12 protein-coding genes are annotated in these 16,341 nt (G+C 62.7%); 2 read left to right on the top strand and 10 right to left on the bottom strand.

What is annotated here, in order from left to right; all coding sequences use genetic code 11:
- Positions 1–62: 62 nt before the first annotated feature.
- Positions 63–5,282: a GEVED domain-containing protein gene (locus ACGYLD_RS01220; protein ID WP_394400716.1), complete on the bottom strand. Its 5,220-nt coding sequence runs from the start codon at positions 5,280–5,282 to the stop codon at positions 63–65.
- Positions 5,283–5,554: 272 nt separating this feature from the next.
- Between ACGYLD_RS01220 and ACGYLD_RS01215 the strand changes: the two genes are divergently transcribed.
- Positions 5,555–8,074, top strand: a complete 2,520-nt coding sequence (locus ACGYLD_RS01215) for a heavy metal translocating P-type ATPase (RefSeq protein WP_394400713.1) — start codon at positions 5,555–5,557, stop codon at positions 8,072–8,074.
- A 9-nt stretch (positions 8,075–8,083) separates the two neighbouring features.
- Entirely contained in the window at positions 8,084–8,479 is a 396-nt protein-coding gene (gene cueR / locus ACGYLD_RS01210) for a Cu(I)-responsive transcriptional regulator (RefSeq protein WP_394400710.1), read from the top strand.
- A gap of 75 nt (positions 8,480–8,554) precedes the next feature.
- On the opposite strand, the gene choV is transcribed toward cueR, so the two are convergent.
- The 9 genes from choV to ACGYLD_RS01165 form a co-directional block, all read right to left on the bottom strand.
- Complete coding sequence (gene choV / locus ACGYLD_RS01205; RefSeq protein WP_394400707.1) at positions 8,555–9,574, bottom strand: choline ABC transporter ATP-binding protein; 1,020 nt, start codon at positions 9,572–9,574, stop codon at positions 8,555–8,557.
- On the bottom strand, positions 9,571–10,404 hold the full coding sequence (gene choW, locus ACGYLD_RS01200; RefSeq protein ID WP_067260944.1) for a choline ABC transporter permease subunit: 834 nt from the start codon (positions 10,402–10,404) through the stop codon (positions 9,571–9,573). Before choW ends, choV begins: the two co-directional genes overlap by 4 nt.
- An 86-nt stretch (positions 10,405–10,490) precedes the next feature.
- On the bottom strand, positions 10,491–11,411 hold the full coding sequence (choX, locus tag ACGYLD_RS01195; protein WP_394400704.1) for a choline ABC transporter substrate-binding protein: 921 nt from the start codon (positions 11,409–11,411) through the stop codon (positions 10,491–10,493).
- Positions 11,412–11,539: 128 nt separating this feature from the next.
- Positions 11,540–13,156: a caspase family protein gene (locus ACGYLD_RS01190; protein ID WP_271691592.1), complete on the bottom strand. Its 1,617-nt coding sequence runs from the start codon at positions 13,154–13,156 to the stop codon at positions 11,540–11,542.
- A 118-nt stretch (positions 13,157–13,274) separates the two neighbouring features.
- Entirely contained in the window at positions 13,275–13,670 is a 396-nt protein-coding gene (gene mnhG, locus ACGYLD_RS01185; RefSeq protein WP_271691594.1) for a monovalent cation/H(+) antiporter subunit G, read from the bottom strand.
- Entirely contained in the window at positions 13,667–13,954 is a 288-nt protein-coding gene (locus ACGYLD_RS01180; RefSeq protein ID WP_067260936.1) for a K+/H+ antiporter subunit F, read from the bottom strand. Before ACGYLD_RS01180 ends, mnhG begins: the two co-directional genes overlap by 4 nt.
- Positions 13,951–14,451 (bottom strand): Na+/H+ antiporter subunit E, encoded by a 501-nt coding sequence (locus ACGYLD_RS01175; protein ID WP_067260934.1) that lies wholly within the window; start codon positions 14,449–14,451, stop codon positions 13,951–13,953. Before ACGYLD_RS01175 ends, ACGYLD_RS01180 begins: the two co-directional genes overlap by 4 nt.
- A gap of 1 nt (position 14,452) precedes the next feature.
- On the bottom strand, positions 14,453–15,997 hold the full coding sequence (locus tag ACGYLD_RS01170) for a monovalent cation/H+ antiporter subunit D (RefSeq protein WP_067260933.1): 1,545 nt from the start codon (positions 15,995–15,997) through the stop codon (positions 14,453–14,455).
- The gene (locus tag ACGYLD_RS01165) at positions 15,994–16,341 is read right to left on the bottom strand and encodes a Na+/H+ antiporter subunit C (protein ID WP_271691596.1); all 348 of its coding nucleotides are present in this window, start codon (positions 16,339–16,341) and stop codon (positions 15,994–15,996) included. Before ACGYLD_RS01165 ends, ACGYLD_RS01170 begins: the two co-directional genes overlap by 4 nt.

Here is a 16,341-nt window from a genome sequence, read left to right as displayed (position 1 = left end):
TCCGCCAAAAAACGGTCGGCGGCGCATCAAAATGCACCGCCACTCCGACAAGCACTATCGACCTATTGAATGCCGACCCTGAATTGCACGGCCCCGGTCTCCCCCGGCAACATCTGGCCCGTGCAATTCCACTCGATCGTCCCGGCATAGCTGGCCACATTGCTTGCCGGCACCACCAGATCACAGCTGAGGTTGGGCGAGACCTGTTGCGGATCGACGATAGGCTCCGACAGCTGCGTATAGGGCGGGGTTCTATCGTAAATCTTGACGTTGGACGCCTGCGTGGTCGCGTTGTTTTGCAGATAGATGCGGTAAAGAAGGATATCGTTCACACTGCCGAGGTTGGTGGTGCCCTCCCCAGTGCCTTGGGTCTCATTCTCGACCGTTTTGCGCAGTTCAATCTGGGTCGAACGCCCCCCGACCGAGACCTCATCTGTATTGCTGGCCGAACTGGTCACCGTGGTCCGGGCGAATGCCGTGGTCGCCAGCACCTGATAGACGTAGGTACTGCCCTGCCCAGCGCCCGAACCGGCTGACACCCGTGAGACGATACAGATGGTCTGCCCCGTGGTGACGGCGATGGGGCCGGTGATCGGCCCGTCGACGCTATCGTCACAGCCGATATCTTGGAACAGGGCCGCGCTGAACGCGCCGGTGGGGGTCGAGGTGGCACCGGCGTAGGAGAAGGTCACCTGCCCGTCTGAGGTGGCGGTATAGATATGCGGCAGGGTCGCAACCTGCCCCTGCGCGACGGTCGTGGTCCGGTCGTTGGTCAGACTGGGCAGTTGCAGCAGTCCAATATCCAGCCCCATGCGATTGCCAAAAGCCTCGGGCGTGAAGGTGAATTCACCGTCATGCGGGTTGGTGTCAACCAAATCGGGCAGGCCGGTCGTCGCTTCCGAGATCGCCCGGTAGTTATTCGCCGGGATCGCGCGGATCGTGATCGGCCCGCTGTAGCTGCCAGAAAGCCCATAGCTCCAAGTGCCATCGGTCGCGAGACCGGGGGTCGCCAGCACTGCACCGCCACTGTCGAGGATCTCCAACACCGCCGAGGATGCCCCCCCTTCGCTGCCATTGCGCAGAGCGTCATGGGCGGTGCCGCCATCTGCACCATTGTCGATGAAGACACGGCCCGTCAAAATCCGCTCTCCGGTGACGAGGGTCACGGAATAGGAGGCTTCGTCATCGTCGGGCAGTTGGTCGAACAGGTCATCGGTCAGCGGGCCCGTGCTGGGATCGCTGTCGGGATCGGGCAGAGAGCTATAGATGATCTCGGCCTGATTGGTGAAATCACCGCTGCCCAGCACCGTGGTGGTGATCCTCAGGGTCTCGCTCTCTCCGCTGAGCAGTTCATCCACGAACCACAAGCCCGTGTCGGGGTCATAGGTATCCCCCGTCGCGGGCGCATCGTCCGAGACATAGGCGAAACCGCTTGGGATCTGGTCGATCACCTTGACCCCCGAGGGCGAGCCGCCGCTGACATTGGTGATGGTGATGATCCAATCGATGGTATCCCCCTCCGATACATTGGTGATCGGCGTCGTCGTCCCGGTAGCGGCGGCGATTTTGCTGAGTTCGAGGTCACTGCCAGCCGGATCGAAGCCAAAGTCTTGGTCACTTGTCACGCTATTGCCGGAGACAGGAACACCAAGCAGCGGGTTGGAGGTGCCAATGGTCAGCCCCGAAGGCAGATCGGGGTCCGCCTCGTCCAATGCGACACGGTAGGTCGTGTTCACCATCAACTCCCCAACCGCATAGGTGCCATCGGCCAAGGTATCCGTGGTTACTAGAAAGATGTCATCGGCGGTATTGGCCGGGGTGCCATTGTCGGCATAGACCGAAATGCCCACGCCCGCGCCGAAATTGGTCTCCCCATTGTCTTTCACGTCCGAGGCATCCGCGTCTTCATAGATGTTGCCCGAGATGCCCCCCAGTGGGATCGGCGCAGGCCCCCGGCAGGAGATGCCATCGCTGCGCCCGCCTTCATCGACCGGAATGCCGGATACCAGTTGCGGCACACCTGTCGCCGTTGAGATGACAAAGAGGTTGTTGGTGGTGTTGGAATAGCCATAGAGCCTGCCGTCACGGTCGAACCACAGCGCGTCGAACATGCCCGCATAGACGGCAGGGCCGATCGCTTGGGGTGTCACGCTCCCCGGGGTGCCGTTGTTGACCGCTGCGCGGAACAGGAAGCCCGAGTTTCTGTCGATCCCGTACATGATGCCATCCACGGGGTTGAAGGCGAGGTCTTCGGGATTGACGCCGATGGAGAGGCTGATCTCGCCCAAGGCGATCGGCGTGGCGGGATTGCTCAGATCGATGATCTGCCATGTATTCAGATCCACTTCGTAGATCAGCCGCCCATTCGGCAGGATATCCCCCGCGTTCAACGCATCCCCCGCGCCGGGGATACTGCCGAAATCCGTGATGTCGCCCGCCCCGTCGATCCGGTAGAGCCGCCGACTGTTCTCATCCACGCCGTAGATATAGCCGTCCAGCGCGTTATAGCCCCAGGCGCCGTCGCGGTTCTGTCCGGTGCTGCCCGAGGTCTCAACCGTCGTGGCATAGCTCCCCCCACCATCGCGGAAGGTCATACGCCTCAGCGCTGAGGGGCTGTCGATGATGGCATAGAGCGAAGCATCGCAGACCAGCGGCGGCGGATCGCTTGAGATGGTGAGCGTATAGTCCTCCACCTCCCCCTCAAAGGCTGTGACAAGGCCGGTGCTGTCGGTCGACCAGCGAAAGCGGGCATAGGTGGGCAGTGTCGTAGCCCCCGCGGGCACAGCCACTTCGAAAAGGATCGTACCATTGCTGAGGCCGTCCTTGTCCTGCGGGCCGCCGTCTTGCAGGTTCACCGCCACCTGCTCCCCGGCTTGGTTGAAGGTGCCATCGCCATCGAAGTCGATAAAGGCCTGCAGATAGGACGACCCCGGCGCGGCGATCAGATCGCTGACTGTCACCGTGATCTCGGCCAGACCACCACGGTAGAATTGCGGCAGGATCACCCCGTCCTCATCATCCGACCCGTCGGTATCATCCCCCGTGGCCCCGATGGAGTTCTGCGTCAGCAGATCGATATCCGGCGGTGTGCTGCCCAGATAGACCTCAGGTGCGCCCGGGCCTTCGATGATATGCTGCGGATCGCCATAGCTCGCCGGGGCATCGCCCCGGTCGGCGTCGGGCGGTGTCTTGATGGTGATGCCATAGTCTTCGACCTCCCCATCCGGGGCGGGGGTGATCGCATCGAGCCCCGCGGTCGAAGACCAGCGCAGCCGGACGAAGGTCGGGGTCAGAACGGCGGTAACCGGCACGCTGACGGGGAATGAAATCTCACCATTCACCACCCCGTCGAGGTCTTGCGCCCCGCCGTCTTGGATATCCGTCGCAACCTGATCGCCAAGGAAGAGGCCATCGCCGCCGAAATCGACGAAAGCCTGCAGATAGCCGGTGCCGGGGGTGGGTTCGTTGACCACCACGGTCACCGTGCGGGTCAGATCGCCATAGAGCTGGGGAAAGCTCTCTTCGCTTTCGTCATCCTTACCGTCGAGGTCATCGCCGGTGCCATCGACGGAATGCTGCGCCGAGCCATCGCCGTCACCGTTGAGCGCGCCGATCCAATATTGCGCGGTGTCCGCGTGCTGCGGATCGCCATAGGTGACCGGCGCATCCCCCCGGTCGGGGCCGGAGCCTGCGTAGATCGTCGTGGGATCATCACGCCCTTCGCCCGGCCCGTTCGACGCCACGCCATCCCCGTCCCCGGGGTTCTCGGAATCCGACAGGTCCGAGACTGCTGTCCCCCCCGGTGTCTCAGCCGTGACCTGCGCTTGGTTGCTGATCGTGGTGTCCAGATCCTCAGGCACCAGCGTGTAGGTCGCCGTATAGACGGCCTTCTCCCCGACCAACAGCGTGCCTTCGGGCGACAGCGACGTGGCGGCCTGAAAGGTGATCACCGGGGGCACGCCTTTGCCGCTGAACTGCGTCTCGGCAAGCTGCACATTGGTCAGATCGACGTTGCCGAAGTTCTCAGCGGTAAAGACATAGGCGATCGTCTCACCCGGATCGGCATAGCCGTTGAGGTTGGTATCGACCAATTGCGCCAGTTTCAACAGACCGACAGAGCCCACATCGATCGAGACCTGCGCGGGCGCGGAATAGGCCCGCGGCTCATTCGGCAGGATGATGGGCGATTGATAGCGGTAGCTGATTGGCGTCGGCGCGGCAAAGAAGGCGACGAAGGGGGTAAAGGTCAGCTCCCCGGTCAGGTCGTCATAGCTCCATGTGCCCTCCCCCAGAATGTCGAAACCCACCCGGTGGCCCTCGGAATCGGTCACGATGTTCTGCGCCCCAGCAGGGGGGATCAGATCGACAGCCTGTTTCGCATATTCGCTAGGCTGGCCCGAATTATTGGCCGGCGCATTGTTGTTTTCCGTCGCGAGACTGTCGTTGAACAGGATGTTGACCACCACAGGCTCGCTCAGCACCTGTTCTTTCAGATCGTCCTGCAAAACGGGTGCTTTGAAGTCACCGCATTGCAGGTCATAGGTCTGCGCTTCGTCATAGGTCGGATTGGCGAGCCGGACGAGGAAGCCACTGTTGGCGGTCCGACCAAAGCGAAAGGTCGAGGTCTGCGGGTAGAAGATTTCAAGCCCCGATACCGGCTGGTTGCTATAGTTGCGGTCCCCGGCAAGATAGAACACCTCTGTCCCGAGGTTTGCATCCGGCCCTTCGATATAGCCCCGATAGGTCGTCGCGCTGCGGTCAATGCGGACATATTCGACCGTGCCGTCGCAGACGTTCACATAGACCTGCTCATTCAACGGACCGTCGATGTCATTAATCTGAAAGAAAACATCCGCCACCACCGGCACCCCGCCAGTATTGGTCGTGATGTTATGGGTGCCTGCCTCATAGAGGTAGAAATCCATGAAATGCGGGTCTTGCCCGGTCGAGGTAATCTGGATTTGCCCATTGCCCGAGGCGAAAATATGATCCCGCCCGGCAACGGCCATTTCACCGACGATATCGACCGACACCCCGCCAACCGTGCCCGCGTTGCGCCACAAGGCCCGCTCCCCCACGCCGGCCCCGACCACGGTGGGCGCGGCGACGGGATTGAGAATGAGCTGCTGCGCCAAGGCGGCTCTGGTCAGCAAAGCCAGCAAGAACAATGTCCAAAACGATGCCGCGATCATCCGAAGCCAAGGCCCCTGCCCTGCCAAGGCCGAAAGGCGGCGCAAGTGCTGCGCCGTGAACGTGCCGAGAAAATAAGTGTAAAAATGCATATCTTTGCTCACAACCTTTTAAGACACAGCCTAGCGACGAAGCGGGTTCTGGGGACTTACGCAGAAAGGTATTAAGATATGCTTCCGGTTATAGGGGCGGTGAAGGGATAGGTGGTGGTCGCTCTTGTGCATATGCCTCTGTGCCCTAGCGGGCAGGCAAAACTGCCGCGCCTGTGCCGCCGCGCTACCAAATCAATTTTCCGAAAATGACCTATTGACCCTCCAGCGACTGGAAGCCCCATATTCAGCCCCAGACGAATAGAGGGCGTGAAATGGGTAAAGCGGAAACACTCACTTTTGGCGTGCAGAACATGAGCTGCGCGTCCTGTGTGGGGCGGGTTGAAAAAGCGCTAAACGCGCTGGAGGGGGTCGACGAGGCCCGGGTGAACCTTGCGGCAGAAACCGTGCGCGTGACGGCACACCCCGCGTTTAACGCGGGCGAGCTCGATGCCGCCTTGGCGCAGGCGGGCTACCCGGCGCGCAAGACCACCCACCGTTTGCGGCTTTCGAACATGAGCTGCGCCTCCTGCGTGGGCCGTGTGGAACGCGCGCTGCTTGCGGTGCCGGGGGTGCTCTCAGCCTCGGTGAACCTCGCCAGCGAAGAGGCGCGGGTCGAAATCTTGGAAGACGCCGATCTTTTGCCCGCCCTGCGCGATGCGGCGGCAAAGGCGGGCTATCCCGCCAGCGTCGACACGCCCGAGGCGGGCACCCCCGAGGCCGCGACTCGCAAGGAAGCGGAGGCCATCCACCTCAAACGGATGACCCTGCTGGCCGCCGCGCTCACCCTACCCGTCTTCGTGCTTGAGATGGGTGGCCATCTGGTGCCCGCTTTCCACCATTGGATCGCGACGACCATCGGGATCGAGACAAGCTGGCTCATCCAATTCATTCTCACCACCCTCGTGCTGGCATGGCCGGGGCGGCATTTTTATAGCAACGGCCTGCCTGCGCTGGCGAAGGGCGCGCCGGATATGAACTCTCTCGTGGCACTCGGATCAGGAGCGGCGTGGCTCTACTCGGTCACCGCGCTCTTCGCGCCGGGGCTACTGCCCGCAGGCAGCCGCGTGGTCTATTTCGAAGCCGCCGCCGTGATCGTCACGCTGATCCTGCTGGGCCGCTATCTTGAGGCCCGCGCCAAGGGGCGCACCGGGGCCGCGATTGCCAAGCTCATGGGCCTGCGCGGTACCAGCGCACGGGTGGAGCGGGACGGCGCCGTCATCGAACTGCCCTTGGAAAAGATCGAAACCGGCGACATCATCTACCTCCGCCCCGGCGAGAAGATCGCCACCGACGGCATCGTCGTCGAAGGGCAATCCTACGTCGATGAAAGCATGATCACCGGTGAGCCTGTGCCGGTGGAGAAGACCGGCGGTGCGGCTCTCGTCGGCGGCACGGTCAATGGCACCGGCAGCCTGACCTATCGCGCCACCAAGGTGGGCGGTGACACGGTTCTGGCGCAGATCATCCGCATGGTCGAAGAGGCCCAAGGCGCGAAACTGCCCATTCAGGACTTGGTCAACCGCATCACCCTGTGGTTCGTCCCCGCGGTGATCGCCGTGGCGCTGGTGACCTTTGGCGGCTGGCTGGCCTTTGGCCCCTCGCTCAGCCACGCGTTGGTGGCGGCAGTGGCGGTGCTGATCATTGCCTGCCCCTGTGCGATGGGGCTGGCCACGCCCACGTCGATCATGGTCGGCACCGGGCGGGCGGCGCAATTGGGCGTGCTATTCCGGCAAGGCGATGCGCTGCAAAGCCTACAAGGCGTCACGACCGTTGCCTTGGACAAGACCGGCACGCTGACCAAGGGCACCCCCGAACTTACCGACCTCGTGCTGATGAACGACATGACCGAGGAGAGGCTGCTGCCGCTGATCGGCGCGGTCGAGGCGCGCTCGGAACATCCTATCGCCCAAGCCATCCTGCGCCGGGCCGAAGCGGCTGGCCCCGTGCCGCGCGAGGTGAGCGACTTCCAATCCCATACCGGCTACGGCGTCAGCGCATTGGTGGCGGGCCGCCGTGTCACGCTGGGCGCGGACCGGCTGATGACCCGCGAGGGGATTGATCTGGGCAATGCCCAGCGGATCAGTGCGGATCTGGCCAAGGCGGGAAAAACCCCGCTGTTCGCCGCGATCGACGGCAAATTAGCGGCGGTCATCGCCGTGGCGGACCCGATCAAGCCTGGCACGCCCGAGGCCATCGCGCGGCTGCACGACCTCAACCTCGAAGTGGCGATGATCACCGGCGACAACCGCGGCACGGCAGAGGCCATCGCAGCGCAACTGGGCATCGACCGCGTCGTCGCCGAGATACTGCCCGATGGCAAAGTGGCCGCCATCGACGACCTGAGAAAAGGCGACAACCGCATCGCCTACGTCGGTGACGGGATCAACGACGCGCCCGCGCTTGCGCAGGCCGATGTCGGGTTGGCCATCGGCACCGGGACCGATGTGGCGATCGAAGCGGCGGATGTGGTGCTGATGTCGGGCGATCTGCGCGGCGTGGTCAATGCCATCGACGTAAGCCAGCGCAGCATGGCGAATATCCGGCAAAACCTCTTCTGGGCCTTCGGCTATAACGTCCTGCTGATCCCCGTGGCCGCTGGCGCCTTCTACCCGCTGACCGGTTGGCTCTTGTCACCCGCGCTGGCCGCCGGGGCGATGGCTTTGTCGAGCGTTTTCGTTCTCAGCAACGCCCTGCGCCTGCGCTGGATCGCCGCCCCTCTGAATGAGAGCGCCACCCCATCCCTCGGCCCCCGGGCCGCCGCCCCCGTGGCCGCAGACGTAGCCGCAGAATAGGATCGTCCCATGAACATCGGAGAAGTCTCACAACGCACCGGACTGCCGCCCAAAACCATCCGCTATTACGAGGATATCGGGCTGGTCAAACCGCTGCGCGACGCCAATGGCTACCGTGCCTTCCGCGAAAGCGAGATGCACAAGCTCGCCTTTCTGGGCCGGGCCCGGACGCTGGGGTTCAGCATCGAAGATTGCCGCAACCTTCTGGCGCTTTGGGAGGACAAAAACCGCGCCAGCGCCGATGTGCGCGCCATCGCCAAGGACCATCTGGCGCAGATCGAGGCCAAGATCAGCGGCCTGCAAGAGATGCGCGACACGCTCAGCACGCTGATCCGCGATTGTGCGGGCGATGACCGGCCAGATTGTCCGATCCTAAAGACCTTGGGCACCGCAGCGGCCATATAACCACCGCTTTCAATAGCAAAGGGCGCCGCCCAGCCAAGCCGGGCGGCGCCTTTTGCGTTCAAGTCAGAGCAAAGCCTAGGCTTTGAGACGGTCCACGATACTATGCGCGGTGACGGTCCCGATCTGAGCGCCGTCTTCCATAACGGCAATCGCGGCATCGGCCCCACGCAGACGGTCCATCAATTCGCGCACCGGGGTCTCGGCTGTGGTCTCGCCTTGGGTGGCAGCACCATCATCCGCGCCCATCACGTCGCGCGCGGTCAGAACCTCCAGCGGGTTCATATTGGCCACGAATTCCGCCACATAGTCCGAAGCGGGGTTCGAGAAAATTTCGCGCGGGGTGCCGATCTGCACGATACGTCCCCCTTCCATGATGGCAATACGCCCGCCCAGTTTGAACGCCTCATCAAGGTCATGGCTGACGAAAATGATCGTGCGGTTAAGATCGCGTTGCAGGTCCAACAGCTCATCCTGCAAGCGCGTACGGATCAGCGGGTCGAGCGCCGAAAAAGGCTCATCCATCAGCAGGATCGGCGCTTCGGTGGCAAAGGCACGGGCAAGGCCCACACGCTGCTGCATCCCGCCCGAAAGCTCCCCCACCTTGCGGTCAGCCCAATCGCTGAGCCCCACCAGCTTCAACTGCCGCTCGGCCCGCTCCAACCGCTCGCCCTTGGGCACATTGGACAGCTCCAGCCCAAGCGCCACATTGTCGCGCACCGTGCGCCATGGCAGCAGGCCGAACTGCTGGAACACCATCGACACGCCTTCACGGCGCACCCGGCGCAGCTCTGCCGCGTTGCTCTCATGCACATCGCAGGACCAGCCCTCGGCATGGACCCGCACGGTGCCGCGCACCATCGGGTTCAGCCCGTTCACCGCCCGCAACAGCGTTGATTTGCCCGAGCCCGACAGGCCCATCAGCACAAGGATCTCACCATTCTCAACGGTGAGCGAGCAATCATGCACGCCCAGCACCTGCCCAGTCGCCGCTTCGATCTCGGCGCGGCTTTGGCCTTCGTCCATCAGCGGCAGCGCCTTCTCCGGCTTGTCGCCAAAGACGATGGATACGTTATCGAATTCTACTGCTTTCGTCATTTCCGTCCCACCCGCAGGATACGGTCGAGCATGATCGCCACGACAACGATCACCAACCCGGATTCAAATCCCAAGCCTGTGTTGACTTGGTTCAGGGCACGCACCACCGGCACGCCCAAACCGTCTGCACCCACCAATGCCGCGATCACCACCATCGACAGCGACAGCATGATGGTCTGGTTCAGACCCGTCATGATCTGCGGCAACGCATAGGGCAGCTCGATCTTCCACAGTGTCTGGCGCGGCTTGGCGCCGAAAGCCTGCGCGGCCTCTAGAAGCGCCTTGGGGGTCGAGGAGATGCCAAGCTGCGTCAGCCGGATCGGGGCGGGCAAAACGAAGATCACCGTAGCGATCAACCCGGGCACCATGCCGATGCCGAAAAAGACAATCGCGGGGATCAGATAGACGAAGGTCGGCAGCGTTTGCATCAGGTCCAAGACCGGGGCCACCCATGCGTAAAGCCGGGGCCGATGCGCCACGGCGATGCCAATCGGCACGCCCACGCCCATGCAGACCACACAGGCCGAGAGCACGAGCGTCAGGCTCTCCATCGTCTCTTCCCAGTAATCTTGGTTCAGAATGAACAGAAAGCCCAGCACCACAAAGGCCACGGTTTTCCAGTTGCGCTGAATGGCCCAGGTGATCGCGGCAAAGACGGCGATCAGGATCAGCGGATGCGGGGTTTGCAGCACCCAGAGGATCGCCTCAATCAGCCGTTCCATCAGGTCCGACAGCCCGTCAAAGAACCACGCCCCGTTCGTTTGCAACCAATCCAGCGCGTCTTCGGCCACATCGGCCACGGGGATCTTGTTTTCTGTCAGCCAGTCCATGTCAGTCCTTCAGGATTGGAGAATTGCGCATGAGAATGACCCGCCCCATCGATCTGGAGCGGGTCTTGTCCATCATAGCGTGAGGATCACTTCAGCGAAGCGACAGCTTCCATCGCATCGCCGCCATCGACGGTGGTCACACCGTCCAGCCATGTGTCGAGCACGTCGGCGTTCGCCTTGATCCAAGCGGCGGCGGCCTCTTCCGGCTTTTCGCCGTCATCGAGGATCGCGCCCATGATCTCATTCTCCATCTCAAGGCTGAATTCGAGGTTTTGGAGGAATTTGCCAAGGTTCGGACATTCTTCGACGAAACCGGCGCGGGTGTTGGTGTAAACCGTCGCACCGCCCAGATCGGGGCCAAAGTAATCGTCACCACCTTCAAGATAGGTCAGGTCGAAGTTGGCGTTCATCGGATGCGGCTCCCAACCAAGGAAGACAACAGGCTCTTCCTTGCGGCTGGCGCGCTGTACCTGAGCGAGCATCCCCTGTTCGGAGGATTCGACGACCTCGAAATCGCCCAGTTCAAAGGCATTCTCGTCGATCATCGACTGGATCAGGCGGTTGCCGTCATTGCCCGGCTCGATGCCGTAGATCTTGCCTTCGAGTGCGTCGGCATTGGCAGCGATGTCGGCGAAGGTCATGATGCCCATATCGGCGGCGGCCTTGTTAACGGCCAGCGTGTATTTCGCGCCTTCAAGGTTCGCGCGCACGGTGTCAACGCTGCCCTCTTCACGGTATTTCGCGATATCGCCTTCCATGGTGGGCATCCAGTTGCCCAAGAACACGTCGATGTCGCCGGACGCCATGGAGGTATAGGTCACCGGCACGGCGAGAATTTTGGTCTCGGTGTCATAGCCGAGCGCGTCGAGCACAACAGAGGCAGCGGCGGTGGTGGCGGTGATGTCGGTCCAGCCGACGTCGGAGAAGGTGACTTCGCTACACTCGGCAGCGGCCAGCGAGGTCGCGGCGACCGTCGCCAGAACGGATGTCATAAGCAGTTTTTTCATTGGTGTTCTCCCCAGAGAAGTTTTTATTGACTGATGCGCCAATCAAAAGCCATCGGCCGCGATATTGCAACCGGATTAATTTTGCCAACCTACTGGAGGGCAAAATGCAATACTACTTGTTTCAAAACTCACTCCCGCGCGGCCTGTTTGGGGCGTAGAACCGGGGTGACATTTTCACCCGCGCCGGGCTCTGGCTCGGCATCGATTTCGGGGGCGTCTTCGGTTTGGGTTGTCGTCTCTTGGTCAGGCTCCTCCTGCGGCGTCTCGGATTCTATCGGAGACGTTTCCGACGTCTCGCCCTCCGCCGTTTCCTCAATTGTTTCAGTGGCTTCACCCGGAAGCGCGCCCGCCTCCATCCCAAACGCCGCGCGGATCGCGGCTTGGGTGCCATCGCCATAAAGCCCGTCGATCGCACCGTCATAAAACCCGAAATCCGACAGCTTGCGTTGCAGCGCTTTGCGGGTGTCGCTGTCGAACAAACGCGGCTCTTCCTGCATCAGCCCCAGCAAGGTGCCATCCCCTGCCCGCAGCGCGCGATAGAGGTAGAGCGCGGCATCCGCAGCCCCGCGCCCCGGCACTTTGTCATCGTCGATCATCGCGGCAAAGTTGAACATCGCAGCAGGGTGTCGCCTGTCGGCTGCGCGGCGGAAGTAATCAAGCGCCAGTTCGGGGTCGGCCTTTTGCCCCAATTCGCCCTGCAAATGGATGAAGCCCAGATCGTTCAACGCCCCGGCATGGCCCCGCTCGGCAGCGTCGCGATAAAGCTGCATCGCGCGGGCCTCGTCCTGCTCCACGCCCCGGCCCTCTTCGTAGAGCTGGGCCAGTTGATAGCGCGCTTCGGCTGAGCCGGTCTCAATCGCGCGCATGAGCTGCGCCGCCGCATTCTGCGGATCATAGCGCGGATCGTCGGGATCGCTTTGCAGGGCGGCGAGGCCGAGTTGCGAGCGGGTATCGCCCTGCCCCGCCAATTCGGCCAAACGCTGGCCCTGCGTCTCGTTCAAATCGGCCCAGCCCCCCGGGGCCGCCTCCCCGTCACCGCTGCCGAGGAAGAATGGCATGGGGTTCAGCCGCCCATAGCGCCGCGCCGAGAGGCTGCCACCGCTGCGGCTGCGCAAAGCCGCGCGGAAATCATCCAGCATGGCCCCGACTTCGACCTCCGGCTGGGCCAAAACCTCGGCCAGCGTTGCGGCGAAAAGGCCCGCGTTTTCACCACCCTCATCACAAGCGCCCACCTCGCCAGAAGTCACGACCAACGTGCCAAGGCGTGGCTCAGGCGGTGGCAAGGGCGCGGTGGCTTGCTGCGGGGCGGCGTGACAGTTGTCGAGCAGAACAAGCCGTATCTGCCGCGCCTTGCCCGCCGCACGCAGCAGCGCAGGCAGGGCCACCCCCTCGCGCCGCAGCGCCGAGGCTGGGGCCAAGGGCGCGTCGACCGGGATCAGGTAGCTCTGCCCGCCGGAGGCGACACGGCGGCCTGCGTAGTAAATCAGGGCGATGTCCGCCGTTTCGGCCTGAAAGGCAAAGTCGGATAGCGCTTGTTTGAACGCTGCGCTCTCGGCGTCGATCAGCGTGGTGACGTCGAAGCCCTGCCCGTCCAGCGCCTTGGTCAGCCGCGCCGCATCCGCGCGCGGGCCGTCGAGCGTGGCGGCATCCTCATAGGCGGAGTTCCCGATGACCATCGCCACACGGTCTTGCGCTGCCGCGGCGAAGGGCAGGAACAACATCAGCAGAAGCGCGGTCAGACGCATATGGCAGGATCCTTTCGGTCAGCTTCGGTTGGGCAGCGCCGCCCATTAACCTATGCTGGCAGGAAAAGGTTTCCACCATCGTAACAGTTTGAAATGAATCCGACCTTGGCCCCGCGCCTCAGGCGTTGGGCGAAGTCTCTTCGATCTCGCGGTCTTCTTCAGGCACGTTCAGCGTGGCCCAAGTATCGCCATCCGGCAGCTCCGGCGGGTTTGGCAGGCAATCGCGGCGGTGGATATTCGCCTTGGCCATGAAATTGGCCGAGACCGGCGCGGTGACAAAGATGAATGCCATGATCAGCAGCTCATGCAGCGACCCCGCGCCAGAGACGAAGGAGTTCACCACGGCGGCCAGCAGATAGGCCCCGATCCCCAGCGTCGCGGCCTTGGTCGGCGCGTGCAGACGCGTCATCGGGTCGTTCAGCTTGAGCAAGCCAATCCCGGCAACAAGCACGAAGAAACTGCCGATCACCAGCAGCGCGATAACGAAGTAAGTGGCGATGATCTCAGGGCTCATTCGATGATATCTCCGCGCAGGACGAAACGGGCATAGGCCACGGTCGAGACGAAACCAAGCATGGCGATGATCAGCGCGGCCTCAAAGTAGATCTGCGTGCCTTGCAAAACGCCCAAAAGTACGATGATGCCGATGGCGTTGATGAACATCGTGTCCAGCGCCAGAATACGGTCCCCGGTGCCGGGGCCGATCCACAGACGGATCATCGCCATGAACTGCGCGATGGCGACGAGGGTCAGCGCCCCATAAAGTGCCAGCGTCAAAAGGTCGGTCGCTTGGGTCATACGAAAATCTCCTTCAAGCGGCGTTCGTAGCGGTCTTTGATCTCATCACGCACGGCGTCGGGGTCGCTCGCGTCCAGCGCGTGTACCAAAAGGTAGCGCCCGTTGTCCGACAGGTCCGCCGAGACGGTGCCGGGGGTCAGTGTGATGGTGCCCATCAGGATCGTGATCGCCTCGGGTTCTTTCAGGTCCAGCGGCACGACGACCCAAGCGGGCGACATGCTGGCGTTGGATTTGGTCAGGATGATCCAAGCCACTTGAATATTGGCGATGACGATATCCCAGATCACCAAAAGCACATAGGCCAACGTCCGCAGCGGGCGGATGCCCTGCGCACGGTCGGTCCACCAACGCGCGGTCAAGATCGGGATCACGACGCCAAGGATCAGGCCAAAGACCAGCATGCCGGCGCTGAACTTGTTTTGCAGCAGGATCCACACCGCCGTCAGCAGCAGGGTCAGAAACGGGTGCGGCAAAAGCCAACGGATCGGTCGCATCATGTCAATGGGCCTCCTCTTTGCCGTCCGACAGTTTGCCGGGGGTCTCCAACACGGTGGTCAGGTAACGTTCCGGCCCGAACAATTGCTTTGAAATCGCGGTGGCATATTGGGTGGCCGGTCCGGCCAGCAGGGTATGTGCCACCAGCAGGGCCAAGAGCCCGCCCACCGCGACATAGCTCAGCGCCGAGGGGCGCTCGGCCGGGGTCGCCCCCTCCTCCGGGGTGACGCTGCGCGCCTTCCAGAAGACCACGCTGCCCGCGCGGCCAAAGCCCACGAGGCTCAAAAGGCTCGCGCCCAAGATCACGGCCCAGATCCAGACCCAAGCATCGCTGGCGGCGGCGGCATCCATGATCAGCAGCTTGCCCAGAAAGCCGGAAAGCGGCGGCACGCCGACCATGGCGATAGCGGCAACAAAGAACAGGGCCGAGGTCAGCTTGGCCCCCGCCACCTGCGGCTGCGCCGTCAGATCAAGATTGTCGCGCCCGGCCCGCGCCAGATCGGCAATCAGGAACAGCGCGCCCGCGGCCAGTGTCGAATGCACGATATAGTAAAGCGCCGCGGCGATCCCCTCGGGCGTGAACAGCGCGATCGAGATCATCACCATGCCCATGGAGCCGATGACGGAGAAGGCCACCATACGGTCCAACTGCTTGGCCGCCAGCACGCCGATCATGCCAAGCGCCAGCGACAGCAGCGCGGCAGGAAGCAGCCATGTGGTGTGCAGATCCGCCGTCACGGCCAGTTCGGGCGGGAAGATCAGCGTATAGACGCGGATGATCGCATAGGCGCCGACCTTGGTCATGATGGCGAAAAGCGCCGCCACCGGGCCGGGCGCTTCGGCATAGCTCGACGGGAGCCAGAAATGCAGCGGCACCACGGCGGCTTTGACCGCAAAGACCATCAAGAGCAGCACCGCCGCGATGCGGATACCCACGGTCGCGCCTGCGTCGATCAGGGCAACGCGCTGCGCCAGATCGGCCATGTTGAGCGTTCCCGTCTCGGCATAGATGGCACCAAGCGCAAAGAGGAACAGCGTCGAGCCCAGCAGGTTATAGAGCACATATTGCACCCCTGCCCGCAGACGCGGCGTGCCACCGGCGTGGATCATCAACCCGTAGGAGGCGATCAGCAGCACTTCGAAAAAGACGAAGAGGTTGAAAAGGTCGCCCGTCAGAAAGGCGCCCATGATCCCCATCAGCTGGAACTGGAACAGCGCATGAAAATGCCGCCCGCGTTCGTCCCATTTCGACCCGATGACGTAGAGCAGCACAAACAGCGCCAGCACCGCCGTCAGCGTCACCATCAGCGTCGACAGGCGGTCGCCGACCAGCACGATGCCAAAGGGCGCGGCCCAATCGCTGAGACGGTAGAGCATGACATTGCCGCTCGCCGCCTCGACCGAGAGGCCAAGGCCCACGACGACCAGCGCCAGCGCGCCAAACAGCGACAGCACCCGCTGGATGGTGATGTGATAGCGTGCGGCCAGAATGATGAAAGGCGCGATAAACGCGGGCAGCACGATGGGCAGGATCAGCCAATGGGTCATGTGCAGTCCTCCGCCTTGGTATCGGTCAGCGGCTCGTCCACATGATCATCCTTATTGCCCAGATAGGCCCCGAGGGCGATCATCACCACCACGGCGGTCATGCCAAAGGAAATCACGATGGCGGTCAGCACCAGCGCTTGGGGCAGCGGATCGGTATAGCGCGCGGCATCGCTCAGGATCGGCGGCGCGCCCACGGTCAAACGGCCAGAAGCAAAGAGAAAGACGTTCACCGCATAGGTCAGCAGCGACGTGCCCATGATGACCGGAAAGCTCCGCAAGCGCAGCACGAGGTAGAGGCCAGAGGCCGTCAGGATGCCGATGGCGGACGCGACGAGAAGTTCCAT

The sequence above is a fragment of the Sulfitobacter sp. 1A12056 genome, assembly GCF_043558125.1.
In the GTDB taxonomy this organism is placed as follows: Bacteria; Pseudomonadota; Alphaproteobacteria; order Rhodobacterales; family Rhodobacteraceae; genus Sulfitobacter; species Sulfitobacter faviae.
Note: the sequence above shows the minus strand (reverse complement) of the source record. Positions and strands in the feature narration are given on the sequence as shown.